This window comes from Tabrizicola piscis (genome assembly GCF_003940805.1).
Classification (GTDB): Bacteria; Pseudomonadota; Alphaproteobacteria; order Rhodobacterales; family Rhodobacteraceae; genus Tabrizicola; species Tabrizicola piscis.
Genome location: NZ_CP034328.1, coordinates 3740044 through 3758073 on the forward strand (window position 1 = coordinate 3740044; position 18030 = coordinate 3758073).

General features: G+C 64.5%; 16 protein-coding genes and 1 tRNA gene. 6 read left to right on the forward strand and 11 right to left on the reverse strand.

Annotated elements, in window-relative coordinates; all coding sequences use genetic code 11:
• Window positions 1-31: 31 nt before the first annotated feature.
• Together glnA and EI545_RS18175 are read right to left on the reverse strand one after the other, a co-directional pair.
• Window positions 32-1441, reverse strand: coding sequence for a type I glutamate--ammonia ligase (gene glnA, locus EI545_RS18170; RefSeq protein ID WP_125326774.1), 1410 nt, complete (start codon window positions 1439-1441; stop codon window positions 32-34).
• A gap of 48 nt (window positions 1442-1489) precedes the next feature.
• Entirely contained in the window at window positions 1490-1828 is a 339-nt protein-coding gene (locus EI545_RS18175) for a P-II family nitrogen regulator (RefSeq protein WP_125326775.1), read from the reverse strand.
• Between the two features lie 174 nt (window positions 1829-2002).
• Here EI545_RS18175 and EI545_RS21690 point away from each other — a divergent pair, with 174 nt between their 5' ends.
• The gene (locus EI545_RS21690) at window positions 2003-3889 is read left to right on the forward strand and encodes an NAD(P)H-hydrate epimerase (RefSeq protein WP_245990171.1); all 1887 of its coding nucleotides are present in this window, start codon (window positions 2003-2005) and stop codon (window positions 3887-3889) included.
• On the opposite strand, the gene EI545_RS18195 is transcribed toward EI545_RS21690, so the two are convergent.
• The 4 genes from EI545_RS18195 to EI545_RS18210 form a co-directional block, all read right to left on the reverse strand.
• Window positions 3886-4992 carry a serine/threonine-protein kinase gene (locus EI545_RS18195; protein ID WP_125326776.1) on the reverse strand — a complete coding sequence of 369 codons (1107 nt, stop codon included), beginning with the start codon at window positions 4990-4992 and terminating at the stop codon, window positions 3886-3888. The two genes, EI545_RS21690 and EI545_RS18195, sit on opposite strands and share 4 nt — an antisense overlap.
• A 489-nt stretch (window positions 4993-5481) precedes the next feature.
• Window positions 5482-7047, reverse strand: a complete 1566-nt coding sequence (locus tag EI545_RS18200) for a CRTAC1 family protein (protein ID WP_125326777.1) — start codon at window positions 7045-7047, stop codon at window positions 5482-5484.
• 5 nt (window positions 7048-7052) lie between these two features.
• Window positions 7053-8360, reverse strand: a complete 1308-nt coding sequence (locus EI545_RS18205) for a vanadium-dependent haloperoxidase (RefSeq protein WP_125326778.1) — start codon at window positions 8358-8360, stop codon at window positions 7053-7055.
• Between the two features lie 73 nt (window positions 8361-8433).
• Window positions 8434-9807, reverse strand: a complete 1374-nt coding sequence (locus EI545_RS18210; RefSeq protein ID WP_125326779.1) for an NAD(P)/FAD-dependent oxidoreductase — start codon at window positions 9805-9807, stop codon at window positions 8434-8436.
• 252 nt (window positions 9808-10059) lie between these two features.
• Here EI545_RS18210 and EI545_RS18215 point away from each other — a divergent pair, with 252 nt between their 5' ends.
• Complete coding sequence (locus EI545_RS18215) at window positions 10060-10758, forward strand: SDR family oxidoreductase (RefSeq protein ID WP_125326780.1); 699 nt, start codon at window positions 10060-10062, stop codon at window positions 10756-10758.
• Between the two features lie 51 nt (window positions 10759-10809).
• On the opposite strand, the gene EI545_RS18220 is transcribed toward EI545_RS18215, so the two are convergent.
• From EI545_RS18220 to EI545_RS18230, 3 genes are all read right to left on the reverse strand, one after another.
• Window positions 10810-12585: an adenylate/guanylate cyclase domain-containing protein gene (locus EI545_RS18220; RefSeq protein ID WP_125326781.1), complete on the reverse strand. Its 1776-nt coding sequence runs from the start codon at window positions 12583-12585 to the stop codon at window positions 10810-10812.
• A gap of 366 nt (window positions 12586-12951) precedes the next feature.
• On the reverse strand, window positions 12952-13242 hold the full coding sequence (locus EI545_RS18225; RefSeq protein ID WP_125326782.1) for a hypothetical protein: 291 nt from the start codon (window positions 13240-13242) through the stop codon (window positions 12952-12954).
• A 290-nt stretch (window positions 13243-13532) separates the two neighbouring features.
• A tRNA-Ile gene (locus EI545_RS18230) sits at window positions 13533-13609 on the reverse strand.
• Between the two features lie 130 nt (window positions 13610-13739).
• Here EI545_RS18230 and purM point away from each other — a divergent pair.
• The 3 genes from purM (at window position 13740) to rnd (ending at window position 16629) form a co-directional block, all read left to right on the forward strand.
• Entirely contained in the window at window positions 13740-14786 is a 1047-nt protein-coding gene (gene purM, locus EI545_RS18235; RefSeq protein ID WP_125326783.1) for a phosphoribosylformylglycinamidine cyclo-ligase, read from the forward strand.
• The gene (purN, locus tag EI545_RS18240) at window positions 14783-15370 is read left to right on the forward strand and encodes a phosphoribosylglycinamide formyltransferase (protein ID WP_125326784.1); all 588 of its coding nucleotides are present in this window, start codon (window positions 14783-14785) and stop codon (window positions 15368-15370) included. Before purM ends, purN begins: the two co-directional genes overlap by 4 nt.
• 101 nt (window positions 15371-15471) lie before the next feature.
• Complete coding sequence (gene rnd, locus EI545_RS18245; RefSeq protein WP_125326785.1) at window positions 15472-16629, forward strand: ribonuclease D; 1158 nt, start codon at window positions 15472-15474, stop codon at window positions 16627-16629.
• 65 nt (window positions 16630-16694) lie between these two features.
• Here rnd and EI545_RS18250 read toward each other — a convergent pair whose 3' ends face one another.
• On the reverse strand, window positions 16695-17153 hold the full coding sequence (locus EI545_RS18250) for a hypothetical protein (RefSeq protein WP_164517342.1): 459 nt from the start codon (window positions 17151-17153) through the stop codon (window positions 16695-16697).
• Window positions 17154-17296: 143 nt separating this feature from the next.
• On the opposite strand from EI545_RS18250, the gene EI545_RS18255 reads away from it, so the two are divergent.
• Window positions 17297-17704, forward strand: coding sequence for a SufE family protein (locus tag EI545_RS18255; RefSeq protein ID WP_125326786.1), 408 nt, complete (start codon window positions 17297-17299; stop codon window positions 17702-17704).
• Here the strand turns inward: EI545_RS18255 and EI545_RS18260 are convergent.
• A complete protein-coding gene (locus tag EI545_RS18260) occupies window positions 17685-18026 on the reverse strand; it encodes a DUF427 domain-containing protein (RefSeq protein WP_125326787.1) in 342 nt (113 codons plus the stop codon). The two genes, EI545_RS18255 and EI545_RS18260, sit on opposite strands and share 20 nt — an antisense overlap.
• Window positions 18027-18030: the final 4 nt, after the last annotated feature.

An 18030-nucleotide genomic window follows, 5' to 3' on the forward strand; every position in this document is an offset into this window, starting at 1 on the left:
CGAAGGCGCCCTTTTCAGTCTTTGGCTGCGATCAGCAGCTATAGTACATCTGATACTCGATCGGGTGCGGCGTATGCTCATAGGCATAAACCTCTTCCCACTTCAGCGCGATGTAGCCTTCCAGCTGATCCTTGGTGAACACCTCACCGGCGAGCAGGAAGTCATGATCCTTCTCCAGCTCCTCCAGCGCCTCGCGCAGCGAACCGCAGACGGTCGGGATCTCGGCCAGTTCTTCCGGCGGCAGATCGTAAAGGTCCTTGTCCGAAGCCGGACCCGGGTCGATCTTGTTCTTGATGCCGTCCAGACCAGCCATCAGCAGCGCCGCGAAAGCCAGATAGGGGTTTGCAGCCGGATCGGGGAAACGCGCCTCAACCCGCTTGGCCTTCGGCGATTCCGTCCACGGAATACGAACGCAACCCGACCGGTTGCGGGCCGAATACGCGCGCAGGACCGGGGCTTCAAAGCCGGGGATCAGACGCTTGTAGCTGTTGGTCGACGGGTTGGTCAGCGCGTTCAGCGCCTTCGCGTGCTTCAGGATGCCGCCGATGAAGTACAGCGCCTCCTGCGACAGGTCGGCATACTTGTCGCCCGCGAACAGCGGCTTGCCGCCCTTCCAGATCGACATGTTGACGTGCATCCCCGACCCGTTGTCGCCCTTCATGGGCTTGGGCATGAAAGTCACGGTCTTGCCATAGGCGTGGGCCACGTTGTGGATCACGTACTTGTACTTCTGGATGTTGTCGGCCTGCTCGACCAGCCCGCCAAAGATCATCCCGAGTTCGTGCTGGCAGGTCGCAACCTCGTGGTGGTGCTTGTCGACGCGGATACCCATCCGTTTCATCGTGGACAGCATCTCGCCGCGGATGTCCTGGGCTTCGTCCACCGGGTTGACCGGGAAATAGCCGCCCTTGTGGCCCGCGCGGTGGCCGTAGTTGCCGCCTTCGGTCACGGTGTCGGTGTTCCAGGCAGCCGCCTCGGCGTCGATCTCATAGGCCACCTTGCGAGGGGTGACCGAGTAGCGCACGTCGTCGAACAGGAAGAATTCCGCTTCCGGCCCGAAGTAGGCCGCATCGCCCACGCCCGAGGACTTGAGGTAGGCTTCCGCCTTCAGCGCGGTCTGGCGCGGGCAGCGGCTGTAAGCCTCACCGGTATCAGGCTCCACCACGACGCAATGCACGCACATGGTCTTTTCGGCGTAGAACGGGTCGATGTAGACCGAAGCCGGATCGGGGATCAGCTTCATGTCCGACTGGTCAATCGACTTCCAGCCCGCGATCGACGAGCCGTCGAACATGAAGCCTTCCTCGAAGAAATCCTCATCGACCAGGTCGGCCACCAGCGTCACATGCTGCAGCTTGCCCTTGGGGTCGGTAAAACGAATGTCGACATATTCGACCTCTTCGTCCTTCATCAGTTTCAGAGCCTTGGCAACGGCGCTCATCTGACTGCCTTTCAGTTTGGGGTTGAGGGAACGGCCGATAAGGCCAGTTTAGACAGCATCATCACCGGTTTCACCGGTGCGAATGCGAATGGCTTGTTCGATGGCGGTAACGAATATCTTGCCATCGCCGATCTTGTCGGTGCGGGCGGCGGCGACGATGGCGGCGACGGCCTGATCGACCATGTCGTCGGTCAGCACCACCTCGATCTTCACCTTTGGCAGGAAATCTACGACATATTCCGCGCCGCGATAGAGTTCGGTGTGGCCCTTCTGCCGCCCGAAGCCCTTGATCTCGGTCACGGTCAGGCCCTGAATTCCGGCTTCCTGAAGCGCCTCTTTCACCTCATCCAGCTTGAACGGCTTGATGATCGCTTCGACTTTCTTCATGGGCCGACTCCCCCCTTCGTCACTCTGTCTGTGCCCGTCTGACCACTTCCCTGCCGGGGGGACAATGTGACAGGGTTTGGCTTTGGGGGCTTGGCCGGGGAAATCCGGACAAGCGCTTAATGGATAAGCGATGCGCCTAAAATATAGGCTGTAAAAGAACAAGGTGCCAGCAAGATGACCGAACTCCTGACCGCCGCGCAGATGCGGGCCATTGAGGCCGCCGCGATCGCCTCGGGCGAGGTCACCGGCCTGGAGCTGATGGAACGCGCCGGGCGGGGCGTGGTCGAGGCGATCCTCGCGGAATGGCCGGAGTTGCGCGCCACCTCGCACCGGGCGGTGGTCCTGTGTGGCCCCGGCAACAACGGCGGCGACGGGTTCGTGGTCGCGCGGCTGTTGAAGGACTGGGGCTGGGAGGTGGAAGTCTTCCTTTACGGCGACGCGGAGCGGCTGCCACCGGACGCGCGGGTGAATTATGAGCGGTGGGTGGGGATGGGGGAGATTAAGGAACTGACCGAACGCGCCTTTCGCGCGCGCCATCCCGTTCACGGGGACGCCTACGCCGACCTTTACGTCGATGCGATCTTCGGGACCGGGCTGACACGCCCGCCAGCGGGCGATCTGGCTGGCTTCTTGCGGCATCTGGGTGGCTACGGCGGCGAGACATACCCCCGCTTGGTCGCCATTGATGCGCCATCGGGCCTTTGCCTTGACAGTGGACGGATGTTGATCGCCGGTTGGGCACGACCTTCCGCCGCGCTGACCGTCACCTTCGACTGCCTGCGAGCCGGTCATTTCCTTGATGAAGGGCCGGAACACTGTGGCCGCGTTGTCGTCGCGGACATCGGCGTCGGACCCTGGAGGCAGCTGAAGGATCCCGTCCGAAGGCGTGGACATTGGACTGGCATCAGGCAGCGGGTTATGCTGTCGCTGGCAGGTCCCTTGGCTTCGCCGGACGGGGGTTCATACACTCCGGGCGCGTTGCCAACCTATATGCTGGGCAAGAAGGGCTGGGTCGAAGCTCGGAATGCCCACAAATACGCCCACGGCCATTCACTCATCCTCTCCGGCCCCTCCGGTCGCGGCGGGGCGGCGCGGCTCTCGGCGCGGGGGGCGTTGCGGATCGGGGCGGGGGTGGTGACGGTGGGGTGTCCCTTGGACGCGATCCCCGAGCACGCCGCTCGCTTGGATGCGGTGATGCTGCGGGGGGTGGCGGATGGGGCGGCGCTCGCCGGGGCGCTGGAGGACAAGCGGATCAACGCGCTTTGCCTTGGGCCGGGGATGGGGACTGGCGCTCGGGAGGCGGGGTTGCTGGCGGTGGCATTAAGCAAACCCGTCCCGGGCCTGACCGGGGACCTCTCGTCAGGCGGTGGTGCCGGTGGAACTGGAGGCCCCGAGGCAGGCCCGGGGCGGGGTCTCGATCTTGCCAGGGACCCCCCATCCCCTCCCCACGAGGGGGAGGGGGGCCGCGTGTTGCCGCGCGCTACGCCAGCCGGTCAGGCGCTTCCCCTCCCCCATGTGGGGAGGGGAGGGGGGAGGGGGGCGTCGTCGAAGGACCGCCCCAAGCTCGTTCTCGACGCTGACGCCTTGACGATCCTTTCCCAGCAGCCCGACCTGTTCTCAGCCCTGCACGAAGGGTGCGTCCTGACCCCCCACGCCGGAGAGTTTGCCCGCCTGTTTCCCGACATCGCCGAAAAGCTCGCAGCCCCCGCCACCAAAGGCCCCGCCTATTCCAAGGTCGACGCCACCCGCGAGGCCGCGAAGCGCGCGGGCTGCACCGTCCTTTACAAAGGCCCGGACACCGTGATCGCCGACCCAACGGGTCGATGTGCCATCAACTCCGCCCACTACGACCGCGCAGCGCCTTGGCTGGCGACGGCGGGGTCGGGCGATGTTTTGGCGGGGTTCATCACCGGGCTGCTGGCGCGGGGGTTCAGCCCCTTCGACGCCGCCTGCACCGGGGCCTGGCTGCATGTGGAATGCGCGCTGAGCTTCGGCCCCGGCCTGATTGCAGAGGACCTTCCCGACGCACTGCCGAAGGTCTTCCGCGCGCTGGGCCTTTAGCGCGTCATCGACCAGAGGCCAAAGGCTGCGGCCACCACGAAGACGGTGCCTGCGCCGATGATGTAGCCCATGTTGCTGGCAACCGCGCCTTGTGTCTGCGGCCTTGCGCCCGGCGCAGATGCGGGTTCGGCAACCGGGTCAAGCTCACCCGCTTCGCCCTTGCGGATCACCTCCAGCCAGTCGGCGGCGGTGGCGATGCGGTCCTTGGACAGCACCCGCACCGCCTTGTCGATCGACGCAAGGAACCCCGGCGGATAGCCCGGAAACCGGCCGTCGAGCGGCTCATACGGGTCAGGCGATCCTTCGGCCACAAGGGCCAGACGGCGCTGGCTTTCCGGCGGGGCCTTGCCGGTGATGACGTGGTAGAACGTGGCCCCAAGGGCATAGAGGTCGCTCGACGGGCTTTGTTCGGCCCCGGTCAGGTAGAACTCCTGCGGGGAATAGCCGTCCTTGACCACGCGCCGTCCGGTCAGCACCCGCGTCGCCTGCGCGCCCTGTTCGCTGGCGGCACCGAAGTCGATCAGCACCGGATTGCCCGTAGTGTCGATCAGGATGTTGTCGGGCGAGATGTCGCGGTGCAGGATGCCGGCCTGATGGATGAACTCGACCGCGCTGAGCATTTTCTTCAGCATCTCGACAATCTCATCCGGCGTGAAGGCCTGATCGGTCGACTCCAGCACGTCATGCAGGTCTTTGCCGTTGATGTAGTCGATGGCCATGTAGGCGGTGTCGTTATCCTCAAACACCTGATGCACGCCCACGATATTGGGGTGGACAAGCCGCGCCAGGCTGCGGGCTTCTTCGACGAAACTGCTGACGAAGCTGCGAAAATCAACCTGATGCTTGCGCGATCGGGCCCGGACGATCGACGTGCTGCGGCGGCAGAGCGCGTTCGGGAAGCATTCCTTGATGACGACCGTCCGTTCCAGCGAATCCTTGGCAAGGTAGGTGATCCCGAACCCGCCCGAGTTCAGGAACCCAAGGATCGTGTATTGCCCGCCGAGAAGCTGCGTGCCCTCTTTCAGGTCATCGCCAAAGCCGTCGAGATCGGCGTTTGAGGGCTCTTCCTCAAGGGTGGGGTCTGTCTGGGTCGGGCCGGGCATCGTTTGAACTTCCAGTCTGGTACCGTCACGCGCAACAGGCAGATCAGCCCCCGGGCCAACCCACCGCCGCTTTGAATAACTGTAATCTGCCTGCCACAATCTTAGATAGCGTGAACAGGCAAGACTTTATGTGGAATCAAGCTTGTCACTTCTTCTGGTGCAGGTCAGCGGAAATCTTGGTCCGGCAGCGGGCGGGCATCACGCCGGATCTGTCAGGGAAGGCCACCGGCCGAAGCAAGATTTTTCCCACATCACGGTGGTCAGCCTTGGCGTTCAACCATAACATAATGATGTTATTGTATAAAACGGAAATGCGGTGATACTGGTCGATCCGAAATGTCGCCGACCATGCTGCACCTGCACTGTGGCAAGAAAGACAACATTTGCAGGGGGATGGCGGTAAATCCTCCCTCAGCTTGCACGGTCGTGCCCGGCCAACGGTTCCCGCAGGGCGCGAATGGGCGGCAAGGCGGACGATTCGCCCCCGGCTCAGCCGGGTTGCCAAGCCTTCGGCGGCTGGTCCGGTTGCAGGATCTGGAAGGTCCCCGCGTCCAGCATTTGCCAGTCGCCCTCCCGTCCATCCGGCCAGATCACCCGCAGCTCGGCGGTTGCCGCCGCCCCGAGGCCGAAGTGCAGCCAGCCGACCGATCCGCTGACATGCCCACCGCCCGAGGTGATCTCGTGCCGTTCGACCGTTTCGCCCCGGCGGATCTCAATGACGGACCCGATGGCATCGCGGTTCGGTCCGGGCTGCTGCAAGCGCAGTTGCAACCAACCGCCCTGCAACGCCGCCTCTGATCGCCAAATTTGGGCCGATGTCCAGCGGTTCACGACCACGATGTCCAGCAGCCCATCAAGGTTGAAATCCACAACCTGCCCCCCGCGTGAGATGGCAAGGCTGGCAACCCCCGCGCGGTCCCCCGCCTCGACAAAAGTGCCGTCAGCCGTTTGCAGAAGGAGGTTGTTGGGATCCTGCGCGGCGAAATCCGGCATTTCGGCCACGTTCCCTTTGGCCACGAACAGGTCCAGCAGACTGTCGTTGTTCACATCGGCAAACTGCGGGTGCCAGGCGGTCGAGGGCCTCAGGTCCGCTCCGGTATAGGGCCGGTGCGCGGTGGCCCCTTTGGGAAATGCCACATCGGCATAATCCGGCAGGCCAAGGGTGGGGTCCTTCAGGACCTGCAGCTTGTTGTCGGCCATGCTGGTCAGGTAGTAATCGGGGTAGCCGTCCAGCGTCACATCGGCACTGGCGATGCCCATCCCCCAGATGCGCAGGCGCTTCCAGCCTTCGGCCTCGGTGAACAGGCGCGGCGGCTGGCCGGGGTCAAGGTGCCAAAGCTGCTCCTGCCCGCCCTTGTAGTATTCGCGGTCATTCGAGACGCGCAGCGACGGCTGCCCTGACCGGTTCCAGTCAGTGAACAGCATCGACAAGGCGCAGAAGGATGGGGTCAGGGGCAGGGGGGGCGCAAAGCCCTTGCCCTCGGGTCCCGGGCGGTGCAGCCAGTTGTCGGTGCAGGATCCCCAAGGGAAGGCCTCTTCCTTGCGGTCGACGTAGTTGCCGACTGCCAGCGTCGGCCAGTCCTGACCCCGTTCCCAGATCGCCGCAAAGGCCGTGGACCAGGCGTCACCGCCGTCAAAACTCCACTGCGCTGTCGCATCCTCGAACTTACAGGCGCCAAGGCCGCGCAGAAGGCGGTTTTCGCCAAGGCGCAGCACGACAAGGTCCATCACCCCGTCGCTGTCGATATCCAGCGGATAGGCCCCCAGAACCGCATCAAGGCTGACGGCATCGGTCTTCTCGAACGCCAAGGCCCCGCCTTGCGGGCTGCGGTTCAGGTACAGCGCCGAAGGCCCGGCGCCGCCCGACAGGAAAAGCTCGGGGAACCCGTCGCCGGAGCAATCGAAGGTCGCAGCCCCGCCGCCGACCATGTATTCCCATTCCCCCTCATAGACCGTGTCGATGCCGCTGGTCGCGGTTTCCTCGACAAAGGCGGGGATGACGGGGTCGGCGACGGCAGGGGTCGCGGCAAGGGCTGCCAGCAGAACAAGGCGCATATGGGTCAGGTCCTTGTCTTCAGGGCGATGGTATAGGCCCCGACGCAGCGGCCTTGGGTCAGCCCCTCTTCCACGGCAAAGCGGTAGTGGATGCCGCCGTAAAGCCTTGAAAGCCCTGCATCATCCGCCGCTTCCCAGAAGCTGGCAAAGCTGCGGATCGGCAGGTTTTCGGGTTCATGCGTCGGGTCGTCGAAGGCAAAGTTGTCGCCAAAGGCATGGGTCAGGACGGTTGCCGCCGCCCCGGATACCGTGCTGTGGCCCGATGGGTATTCGGGGAAGGGGGGTGTGATCAGGAAGGTTTCCCATTTCGGGTCGATATGGCGGCGGATAAAGGTCACCGGGCGCAACAGGTTGAATTCATACTTCGCCGCCCAGCACCCGATGAAGGCATCGGCCATCGCCACGCCAAGCAGGGCCATCACCTCGGTCACCCGGTCGGCGGGCAGGGCGTCACGCTCGGCCAGTTCCACGGCGATGCTGATCCAGTGGCCGGGTGGGGTCGACGACAGCATCGGATCATCCGACCAGAACCGGGCCGACAGCTTCTGGTCATCGGTCAGGGAATTGCCGACGTCGTAGACCTCTTTCGCGGCCTTATAGAAGGCGGACGCGGGGTCGTCACTATAGGCGGGCGGGGCGGGGATGGCGCAGGCGGTGCCAGACGGCATTGCGAAGGTGCGGTTCATGCCCCAGTTCGGCAGGAGCGGGGCCTGTTGCTGGCGGATCGCGCTGGTGGGCACCCAGTCCTGCGGATTGGTGCCGGGGGTGAAGGTCTGCGGAAAGCCCATGTTTTCCACGACCGCCCCACCATCGTCCAGCGACCAGGCAAGGATATGGGCTGCCACGGCCTGCCCGTGCGCGATGCTGCGGTCGGCGACGTCCGGGGCGATCCCGTCCATGGCCTTCTTGCCCAGTTGTTCGCCCAGCTTGCCCATCGCCCGCTGGCCCGTGGGGCCGGTATTGGCAAAGAACACCTGCGCCGACGCCGACAGGGCCGCCTGCAGCACGCAAGCCTCGTCATGTGGCCCTGCAGCGCGGGGTGGGGGCGGGGTCAACCCGTTCAACTGCCCCGCCAGCGACACCAACGCCGGATTGCCGGTTGCCAGCGCTTCATGCGCGGCGACCCCGATATAGGCGAAGGCGCGGCTGGCGACGGGGGGCGAATAGGTGGCGGTATGGCGGACCAGTTCCAGCACCAGCCGGTACCATGTGGTGACCATGTCCCGCTCGATCTCTTGGCGGTCGGCAGCCCAGAGCGGACGCGCGGCCAGCGCGAAGGGCAAGGCAAGCAGATGGCGGCGGTGCAGGTGCATCGGATGGACCCCTCCCCAAGGCTGGCAAGGTTATGCCAAGCCGATGGCCCCCCGGCAAGTCACGTTGTCAGCGCTAACCGCGCCCCGTGAGCCAGTTCCCGATGGCCCCAAGGCGCGATGGCCCTGCGCCGGGCCGCGCCTCCTGCCGGTCGGCGGCGTTCAACAGCGCATACATGCCGGTGACCCCCAGCCAGCGCAGCGGTTCCGGCTCCCACGGGCGGACGCGGCGGTTGACCCATGGCAGATGCACAAGGTCCGTCTCGCGGCCCAGCACCAGATCCGCCAGCGTTCTGCCCGCAAGGTTCGAGGTGGAGACCCCCACCCCGACATAGCCCCCGGCCCAGCCGAGGCCGGTGGCGGGGTCCAGCCCGACCGTCGCGCACCAGTCGCGCGGGACGCCCAGCACGCCACACCACGCATGGTCGATCTTTGCCTTGGCCGCCGCCGGGAAATGCTGGTGCAGGATCGCGGTCAGCCGCCGGATCGTCTCGTCGTCCGGGGCGCCGTTGGTATCAAGGTTCGACCCAAACCGATACGGCACCCCCCGGGCGCCCACGGTGATCCGGCCTTCGCGCGTCCGCTGGCAATAGCAATAAGCATTGGCGAAATCGCCCACGATCTCATGCCCTTGCCAGCCGATCTGCGCCCAGACTTCATCGGACAAAGGCTCGGTCGCGATCTGGGCCGAATTCAGCGGCAGCCAGTCGCGCTTCAGGCCCGGCAGGCCGGCGGTAAAGCCTTCGGTGCAGCGCAGGATCACCGGCGCGCGCACAAGGCCGCGGTCCGTCGTGACAAGGCCCTTTTCATAGGCCGTCACTGCCGTCCCTTCGACCAGCCGCACCCCCATGCGTTCCACCACGGCGGCAAGGCCCCGCACCAGTTTCGCCGGCTGGACCCGGGCCACATTGGTCACCACCATGGCCCCCAGCGCGCCGGGAATGTGGATGCGGTCGGCCAGGTCTGCCGCGCCCATTTCGAAAACCCGGGTCTCCTCGCCCCAGTGCCGGCGATGCGCCACCTCGGCCCGCAGCCGCCCAACCTGTGCCGGGCGGGTGGCCACCATCAATTCGTCGGTGCGCAGGATGTCGGCATCAATCCCTTCGGCTTCGGCCACGCGGATCACCTCATCCACCGTGCCGTTCATCGCCTCGACCATCGCGCGGACGGCGTGTTCCGACGCTGTGCGCAGATAGCGCGCATGGTTCCAGGCAAAGCCGCCCGTCAGCCAGCCCCCGTTGCGCCCCGAGGCGCCGAAGCCCGCAAACTCCTTTTCCAGCACCAGCACATCCAGCCCGGGATTGGCGCGCTTCAGGTAGTAGGCCGCCCAAAGGCCGCTATACCCGGCACCGATGATGGCGACATCCGCAGTGGCGTCGCCCGAAAGCGGCGCACGACGATAGGGCATCCCGATATCGCCGTACCAGAAAGAGACGTCACCGATCTTCATTCCGCAACTGCCCCCGCACCTGCCGCGCCAAAGCCCCAGTCATTGCCGCTTCTTGCGCCCCGGAGGGCTTGGGCAATTGGTAGGCCCTGTCGGACCTTGCCCGCAAGCTGTTTCAGCCGCTGCGATCTTCAGGGCCGGGTGCTGGCTTGCAGCACAATTGGCCTGTGGAAGGGCGGCGCTTCCGTGCTACCCGTCACGCATATCGGACAGGCACGAACCTGCCCCCAGTCACCCGCGAGGAGGAACAGCGCAATGACCCAGAAGGTTTGTCTTGTCACCGGTGCCGGTCGCGGCATCGGTGCCGCCATCGCGCGGGAAATGCATTTGCGCGGCTATGCGCTGGTGCTGATGTCACCGTCGGAAAACTGCGAACGGCTTGCCGCCGAACTGGGCGGCGTGGCCCACCGCGGCGTTGTGCAGAACCCCGACGACCTGAAGGCGCTTGTCGATCTTGCCATGGCGACCCACGGCCGGATCGACGCAGTGTTGAACCACACCGGCCACCCGCCAAAGGGCGATCTGCTGGCGATCCCGGACGAAAACTGGGACCTTGCCCATGACATGATCGTCAAGCCCGTGCTCCGCATGGCCCGCCTTGTCACCCCGATCATGGAGGCGCAGGGCGCAGGCGCGATCGTCAATGTCACGACCTACGCGAGCTTTGAGCCCTCGCTCTGGTTCCCGGCATCCTGCGTCTATCGGGCGGGGGTGTCGTCCTTCACCAAACTTTATGCCGACCGCTACGGTGCGCAGAACATCCGGATGAACTGCCTTGCACCGGGGTTCACCGACAGTCTGGACGTCGGGAAGTATGGCGATCTGACCGCCCTGAAGCGCATCGCGCGGGTGGAAGAACAGGCCAAGGCCGCGGCCTTCCTTCTGACCGACGACAGCAGCTATGTCACTGGCCAGACGCTGGTGGTCGATGGTGGTCTGACCCGCCACGTCTAGCCGCCGGGAGGTGGCGGCAGATGACCTGCGGATCGACAGTCGGAGGGCAATCTACGGATGTTGCTCTGCAATCGCGGTTGGCAGACCAGCAAGGCGCAAACCCTCGATATAGCGACGAAGTAGCGGCGGCGACATGAAGCGCAGGTCGTCCGCCATGCTTTCAAGCGTCATGGTTGGGCGAAGATAGGTAAACTCGGCCAGCGCAAGGCGCGCCTGATCGTGTTCGCCGGTATGCGCCAGATAGACGGCAAGGTCGCGATAGGGCCAGGTCATTCCCGGGCGCAGGTCCAGCGCACGCCTGACCCAGTGAACGGCCTCAGGCGCGTTCTGGGCCGCGAAATGCGCCAGGCCGATTCCGATGTAGGTGTGGAAAGCAAAGGGGTCACGCGGGCTAAGGCTGATGGCGCGGCCAAAGGCCGACAGCGCAAGTTCGGATTCTCCCGCGTAGACATGCGAAAACCCCCGCCGCGTCCAGGCCCAGGCATGGTTGGGGTCAATGGACAGCGCACGGTCGACGAATTCGACACCCCGCCGCACATTCCCGTCCAACAGCATGATAGCACTGGAAATCGCCGTCATCGCGGTTGGATCATCGCCTACGTTTCGCACGGCGATCTCGATCAGGTGCAACCCCTTCTTCCGCTCGGCCTCCGCATCCGCCGTCCAGTTGTAGACGATCTGCTGCGCATGGGCCCAGGCGGCCAATCCGGCGGCCAGCCCGTAATTCGGGTCCGCCACAAGGGCCCGTTCCAGCAACCGGATGGCTTCGGCATTTGCATCCATCCGATGCGCCCAAAGCTGTGGCAGGGCCTGCATCACCAGATCGTAGGCTTCAAGGTTGTCGGGCCGCTTGCGCTGGGCACGCTCGACCTCGGCGGCGCGGATGGACGGGTAGACGGCCCCGGCAACCTGCCGGGCGATCATGTCCTGCAGATCGAAGACTTCAGCCGTCGCGCCTTCAAAAGTGTCGGACCAGATATGCGCCCCCGTGTCCGCGGCGACAAGCTGGGCCGTCACCCGAAGCCGATCCCCCGATTTCCGGACGCTGCCTTCCAGCACATAGCTCACGCCAAGTTCCTGCGAGATTTGCCGAACGTCCGAGGACCTGCCCTTGTAGGTGAAAGCGGTATTCCGGGCGATGACCAGAAAGTCCCGGATGCGCGACAGCGTGGCCGTCAGCTCTTCGGTCATCCCATCGGCAAAGTAGTTCTGCTCAGGGTCGCTGGACAGGTTGTCGAACGGCAGAATGACGATGGAGGGCCGCCCCGGGTTGCCCAAACCCGGTTTCACCGGCTTGGCGCGCTGGTCCGGCGGCCAGACCCAGATCTCCTGCGGGTCGTCGATGCTTTTGACCTTCTGGTAGCCAAGGGAGGCAAATTCCAGTTCAGTCTTGCCATCAAGGTACTCCTTGATGCCCCGGGAAATCGTGATCCCGCCGGGTGGTGCAAATTCCTGCAGCCGCACGGCAAGATTGACGCCCTCGCCAAACCGGTCGTTGCCAACCACAAGCACATCCGCCAGCACGATCCCGATCCTGGCCTGCATGGGTCTGCCCGAGGCATCAAGGACCGGAGTGGCCCTTGTCTCCTGCTGGAAGGCTGCGGCCATCTCGACCGCCGCAACCGGGCTGGCGAATTCGATCAGGATGCCGTCGCCCATGGTCTTGAAGACCTCGCCACCATGGCTGGCCGTGGCGGGCAGGATGCGTTCCTCGAACACCCCGGTGATGACCCCGACGGTGTGCTTTTCATTCTCATGGATCAAACGCGAGAAACCCGCCACGTCCATTGAGACGATGGCAACCAACCGACGTTGCTGCTTCGGCATGATGGTTTGACCGATATATGCGAATATGTGATGGGCCTAGCCGACACAGCATCGCAAAACTTCGGTCATCACGCAATTATTCCGGGTTCGCACCAGTCGTGCCCTTGCCGTCGCCGCCCAAAGGGCACCCGCGCCTACCTGACCCGACCGACTGGCGAGTGCACCCTCGCGGTAACGAAGGCAGGATGGGAGAGGTTACAGTTGACCACAACCCGGCCTATCGCGTGAGCCAACTGCTTGACCCGGATGGGTTTCCCCTGCAGGTCGGATGTAACCGCGTGCCGCTCGGGTTCGACCTTAGGATGCGCAATGATGCTGGGTGCTACCCAGCGTGAACCCCCGCCAGACCACCGCGCCGCACGCCGATCAAGGCGCGTCCTCCCCAGTATCGGCTGCTCGGCCAGCATAAATCCCAAAGGATTCCGCCATAAGCCCCAAGGCAATGTGCTGCGGCATCCAGCCTGCGTCATGAGGCCCATCGCCCCAATCCATTTCATGATAGAATTCTGGTCGGTTAATCACATCAGCACCGCCGATGCTCATGCTCCACCGCGAGCCGCGCGCCCGAAAGTAGAATTCCTTACCGCCGATGGTGCCTTCCGCCTGAACTGGGCAGTTTCCGCCAATATACCGGATGCTTATCTCTAGATCGCTCATCCCTCCCCTCCCGTCTGCGTGTCCACCGTGGCACGGCTGGCAGCGTGGCCAGTGCATGCGAACGGGGGCGGTGAGCCTCTGTCCGGCTGGCAAGCGAAACGCTCACCCCGATATAGGGAAGGACGCCCGAGGCGTCATAGTGCCGGTAGAGGCAACAGCGGTCGTTCATTCCATCATTCTCTTGCGAAAATCGTGGGGCATTTGCCGTGCTAACCCATTGATACCCAAAGCCCAGAATGCTACCGGCAAAATGTCCTGTTCTGGGAAAAAGGTCAATGAAATCAAAGACATGGTAGGCCCGGAGGGACTCGAACCCCCAACCAAGGCGTTATGAGCGCCCTGCTCTAACCAATTGAGCTACAGGCCCGTAGCGCGCCCTGCCTATCAGAACCGGCACAGGGGTCAAGCAAAGGGCGCTTTCTGGCGGCTGCAAGGGGCTTTGTTGCGAAGCGGGATGGAAACGCGTAAAGGGGCCGCGACAGCAGGGGAGCGGTAGCATGGCAACGGGGCGCAACGGGCTGACTTATGCCGATGCAGGCGTGGACATCGACGCTGGGAATGCGCTTGTCGACCGGATCAAGCCTGCCGCGAAGGCAACCAGCCGTCCCGGCGTGATGGGCGGCTTGGGCGGGTTTGGCGCGCTGTTCGACCTCAAGGCGGCAGGCTACACCGACCCGGTTCTGGTCGCCGCGACCGATGGTGTCGGCACCAAACTGCGCATCGCCATCGACACGGGCCATGTCGATACGATCGGCATCGACCTTGTCGCCATGTGCGTCAACGATCTGGTCTGCCAAGGCGCTGAACCCCTGTTTTTCCTTGACTATTTCGCCACTGGAAAGCTGGAGCTGGATCAGGCCACCCGCATCATCACCGGCATCGCCAAGGGCTGCGCCGACAGCGGCTGCGCCTTGATCGGGGGCGAGACGGCGGAAATGCCCGGCATGTATCACAAGGGCGATTTCGACCTTGCCGGCTTTGCGGTGGGGGCGATGGAACGCGGCCACGAACTGCCCTCGGGCGTGCAGGCGGGGGATGTGATCCTTGGCCTTGGCTCGAACGGGGTGCACTCCAACGGCTACAGCTTCGTGCGCAAGGTGGTGGAACTTTCCGGCCTTGGCTGGGATGCCGCTTCGCCCTTCAGCGACGGCGCGCTGGGGCAGGCGCTGCTGACACCTACCCGGCTTTACGTCAAACAGGCCCTTGCCGCGATCCGTGCAGGTGGCGTCCACGGCCTTGCCCATATCACCGGCGGCGGCATCACTGAAAACCCGCCCCGCGTCTTGCCCGAAGGGCTGGCTTGCGCAATCGACCTTTGCGCATGGCAACTGCCGCCGGTCTTCCGCTGGCTGGCCGAAACCGCCGGGATGGTGGAGGCCGAACTTCTCAAGACCTTCAACTGCGGCATCGGGATGATCCTTGTCGTGGCCGAAAGCGAGGCTGACGCCTTGACCGCGCTTCTGACTGCCGAAGGTGAGGCGGTCTTCCGTCTGGGCCGCATCGTCGAAGGGCAGGGGGTCCACTACCAAGGCCGTCTGCTGTGAAACGCGTCGCCATCCTGATTTCCGGGGGTGGCTCGAACATGCTGGCGCTGGTGGCGTCGATGACCACAGACCACCCGGCGCGGCCTGTCCTTGTGGCGTCGAACGATCCAGCCGCCACCGGCCTGACCCGCGCCGCCGCCCTTGGCATCCCTGTGGCCGCGGTGGACCACCGCCGCTTCGGCAAGGACCGGCAGGCGTTCGAGGCCGAACTTCTCCAGCATATTGACGCCGCACAGCCCGACATCCTGTGCCTTGCCGGCTTCATGCGCATCCTGACGCCCGGGTTCATCGCCCGCTTCGAAGGGCGGATGCTGAACATCCACCCCTCGCTCTTGCCGAAATACCCCGGCCTGCACACCCATGCCCGCGCCCTGTCCGCGGGCGATACCGAAGCGGGCTGCACCGTCCACGAAGTCACCGCCGAACTCGACGCAGGCCCGATCCTTGGTCAGGCACGGGTGCCGGTCCTGCCCGGAGACAGCGAAGACACCCTCGCCGCGCGTGTCCTGCATGCTGAACACCGCCTCTACCCCGCCGTCCTGCGCCGCTTTGCCGCTGGCGACCGAAGCCCCTGTTTCCTGTGATCCGGCCGTGACCGCCCGTCGCAGGGCTTTCCAAGCCGGATTTCCCTGATTATAGCGGAAAGGAACCCTCGGCGGGATGACCCCGCGACGAAAGGACGGCCATGCGCACGATCACCACGACCGAAGACCTCGCCAGCTTCTGCGCGGCCGCCAAATCCCAGCCCTATGTGACCATCGACACGGAATTCCTGCGCGAACGGACCTATTGGTCCAAACTGTGCCTGATCCAGATGGCGCTGCCCGGTGCCAATGGCGATGCCGTGCTCGTCGACCCGATCGAAGGCGCCGACATGTCGCTGGAACCGCTCTATGACCTCTTCCGGCATCAGGCGACGGTCAAAGTCTTCCACGCCGCGCGGCAGGACCTTGAGATTTTCTTCGTCGAAGGCAACAGCTTTCCCGATCCGCTGTTTGACACCCAGATTGCTGCCATGGTCTGCGGCTTTGGTGAACAGGTCGGCTACGAAACCCTCGTCAAGAAGATCGCCAAGGCCAATCTCGACAAGACCAGCCGCTTTACCGATTGGTCGCGCCGTCCGCTGACCGAAGCGCAAAAGGATTACGCCCTTGCCGACGTCACCCATCTGCGGGTGATCTACGAATTTCTTGCCGCGCAACTGAAGAAGAACGGGCGGGCTGACTGGGTGGCCGAAGAGCTTGCCATTCTGACCGAGCCGGAAACCTACACCATCCGCCCGGATGAGGCGTGGATGCGGATCAAGACCCGCACCACCTCGGGCCGGTTTCTGGCCGTGGTCAAGGCCTTGGCCCGCTTTCGGGAAGCCTATGCCCAGACCCAGAACGTCCCCCGCAGCCGGGTGATGAAGGATGACGCCCTGCTGGAGCTGGCATCGACCCGCCCCACCACGGCCGAGGAACTGGGCCGGTCGCGCCTGCTTCTGCGCGAAGGCCGCAAGGCCGAAATCGCCGATGGCATCCTTGCCGCCGTGAAGGAAGGCATGGAGATGCGGCCCGAAGACATGCCCCGCATCGATTCCCCGCGGGAACAGTTGCAGGTGAACCCGGCGCTGGCCGACCTTCTGCGCGTGCTTTTGAAGGCCAAGTCGGAAAGCCTTGGCGTCGCCCCCCGCCTGATCGCGTCAAGCGCGGATCTGGATGCCATCGCGGCGGGCGAACGCGACCTGCCCGCGCTGGGCGGCTGGCGGCGTGAGGCGTTTGGCGAAGACGCGATCCGCCTCTGCCGCGGCGAAATCGCCCTTTCCGCCAAGGGTAGCGAAGTGCGGGTGGTGCAACTCTGACCGGTCCCAGTCTCGCGAAGGCAGCAGCGCTCAATTAGCCGCGCGAAGTCTGCAAGCTCTGGCGCTTACCGGCGCGCGACCCGCGCGTTGCCCGCGCCTTGGACGACGATTTCGCGCACGGCTTCCAGCTTGTAGTCGGAAATGTAGGTCGCCACGTCCACTTCACGCGACCGGGGCGTATTCACATCCGTCACGGTGGCCGGCGGCGCCAGGCGGAATTCATAGACCAGCACGCCATTATCATCCAGCGGCAGCGGCACCAGTTCAGCCGACCACCAGCCTTGCGTCGGGGTTTGTCCGGTGGCGCGCACGATGGCCCCGCCGGGGATGGGCTCGACCGACAGGGTCAGCACCGCATCAACCAGTTGCCGCCCGTCATTCGCCGCACCGGGTACCAGGACCAGGTCGGTCGGTTCCGACTTCTTGAACCAGTTGAACGGGTTCAGCCTGCTTTCACGCAATCCGCCACATCCCGCAAGTGCGGTGCACAGAACAGCGATCAACAGCGGACGGGCAACAGGCATGGCGGCTTTCCTGAACATCTTCCCCTTGGGTAGCCGATGGGGCGGCGTTTGAAAAGCGCTCATGCGGGGGGACCGGGACGTTTCAGGGGGCTGGACGTTTCGGGGGGGGCGGCTTACCTCAGGGACCAGCAGGGGGATATGCCATGGCCACCGAAGCCTTTGAAGATCTCGCCGAAACCTTCGGTTTTCTGGACGATTGGGAAGACCGCTACCGCCATGTGATCGAACTTGGCCGGGCAATGCCGCCGCTTGACGACAGCTTCAAGGTGCCCGCGCTGAAAGTGCAGGGCTGCGCAAGTCAGGTTTGGCTGCGGCCAACCCCGGCCGATGGCCGCTTTGACTTTGAAGGCGACAGCGATGCCATGATCGTGCGCGGGCTGATCGCCGTCCTCCACGCGCTTTATTCCGGCGTGCCGATGGCCGAGGTTGGCAAGATCGACGCCGCCGCCGAACTGGGACGGCTTGGCCTGAACGACCACCTCAGCGCCCAGCGGTCCAACGGCCTGCGCGCCATGGTGGACCGGATTCGCGCTACGGCCGCGTCAGGGTGACCTTGTCAGGGTAAAACGCCAGGTGACCGGCGATGTCGGCCACGCCCTCCAGCGGCGTCTCGTAAGACCAGACGGCATTTTCCAGAACGCCCGAGTCGGTGCGGATCGAATAATAGCTCGCCTCGCCCTTCCACGGGCAGCGCGTGCTGCGCGCGGTCTTTTGCAGCCGGGTCATGTCAATATCGGCGCGCGGAACATAAATGACCGGGCCATACCCGCCCTCGCGCAGTTCCAGCGCCCGGGTCGTGGTGCCAAGGGCTGTGCTCCCGGCAGTGACGGTGACGCTGTCGGCAGCGGGGCTGATCTTGATGTGGTCTGTCATCGGA

Bases quoted from the DNA above. Each gene is read 5' to 3' on its own strand.
- glnA (WP_125326774.1), bottom strand. From the start codon at position 1,441: ATGAGCGCCGTTGCCAAGGCTCTGAAACTGATGAAGGACGAAGAGGTC.
- EI545_RS18175 (WP_125326775.1), bottom strand. From the start codon at position 1,828: ATGAAGAAAGTCGAAGCGATCATCAAGCCGTTCAAGCTGGATGAGGTG.
- EI545_RS21690 (WP_245990171.1), top strand. From the start codon at position 2,003: ATGACCGAACTCCTGACCGCCGCGCAGATGCGGGCCATTGAGGCCGCC.
- EI545_RS18195 (WP_125326776.1), bottom strand. From the start codon at position 4,992: ATGCCCGGCCCGACCCAGACAGACCCCACCCTTGAGGAAGAGCCCTCA.
- EI545_RS18200 (WP_125326777.1), bottom strand. From the start codon at position 7,047: ATGCGCCTTGTTCTGCTGGCAGCCCTTGCCGCGACCCCTGCCGTCGCC.
- EI545_RS18205 (WP_125326778.1), bottom strand. From the start codon at position 8,360: ATGCACCTGCACCGCCGCCATCTGCTTGCCTTGCCCTTCGCGCTGGCC.
- EI545_RS18210 (WP_125326779.1), bottom strand. From the start codon at position 9,807: ATGAAGATCGGTGACGTCTCTTTCTGGTACGGCGATATCGGGATGCCC.
- EI545_RS18215 (WP_125326780.1), top strand. From the start codon at position 10,060: ATGACCCAGAAGGTTTGTCTTGTCACCGGTGCCGGTCGCGGCATCGGT.
- EI545_RS18220 (WP_125326781.1), bottom strand. From the start codon at position 12,585: ATGCCGAAGCAGCAACGTCGGTTGGTTGCCATCGTCTCAATGGACGTG.
- EI545_RS18225 (WP_125326782.1), bottom strand. From the start codon at position 13,242: ATGAGCGATCTAGAGATAAGCATCCGGTATATTGGCGGAAACTGCCCA.
- purM (WP_125326783.1), top strand. From the start codon at position 13,740: ATGGCAACGGGGCGCAACGGGCTGACTTATGCCGATGCAGGCGTGGAC.
- rnd (WP_125326785.1), top strand. From the start codon at position 15,472: ATGCGCACGATCACCACGACCGAAGACCTCGCCAGCTTCTGCGCGGCC.
- EI545_RS18250 (WP_164517342.1), bottom strand. From the start codon at position 17,153: ATGCCTGTTGCCCGTCCGCTGTTGATCGCTGTTCTGTGCACCGCACTT.
- EI545_RS18255 (WP_125326786.1), top strand. From the start codon at position 17,297: ATGGCCACCGAAGCCTTTGAAGATCTCGCCGAAACCTTCGGTTTTCTG.
- EI545_RS18260 (WP_125326787.1), bottom strand. From the start codon at position 18,026: ATGACAGACCACATCAAGATCAGCCCCGCTGCCGACAGCGTCACCGTC.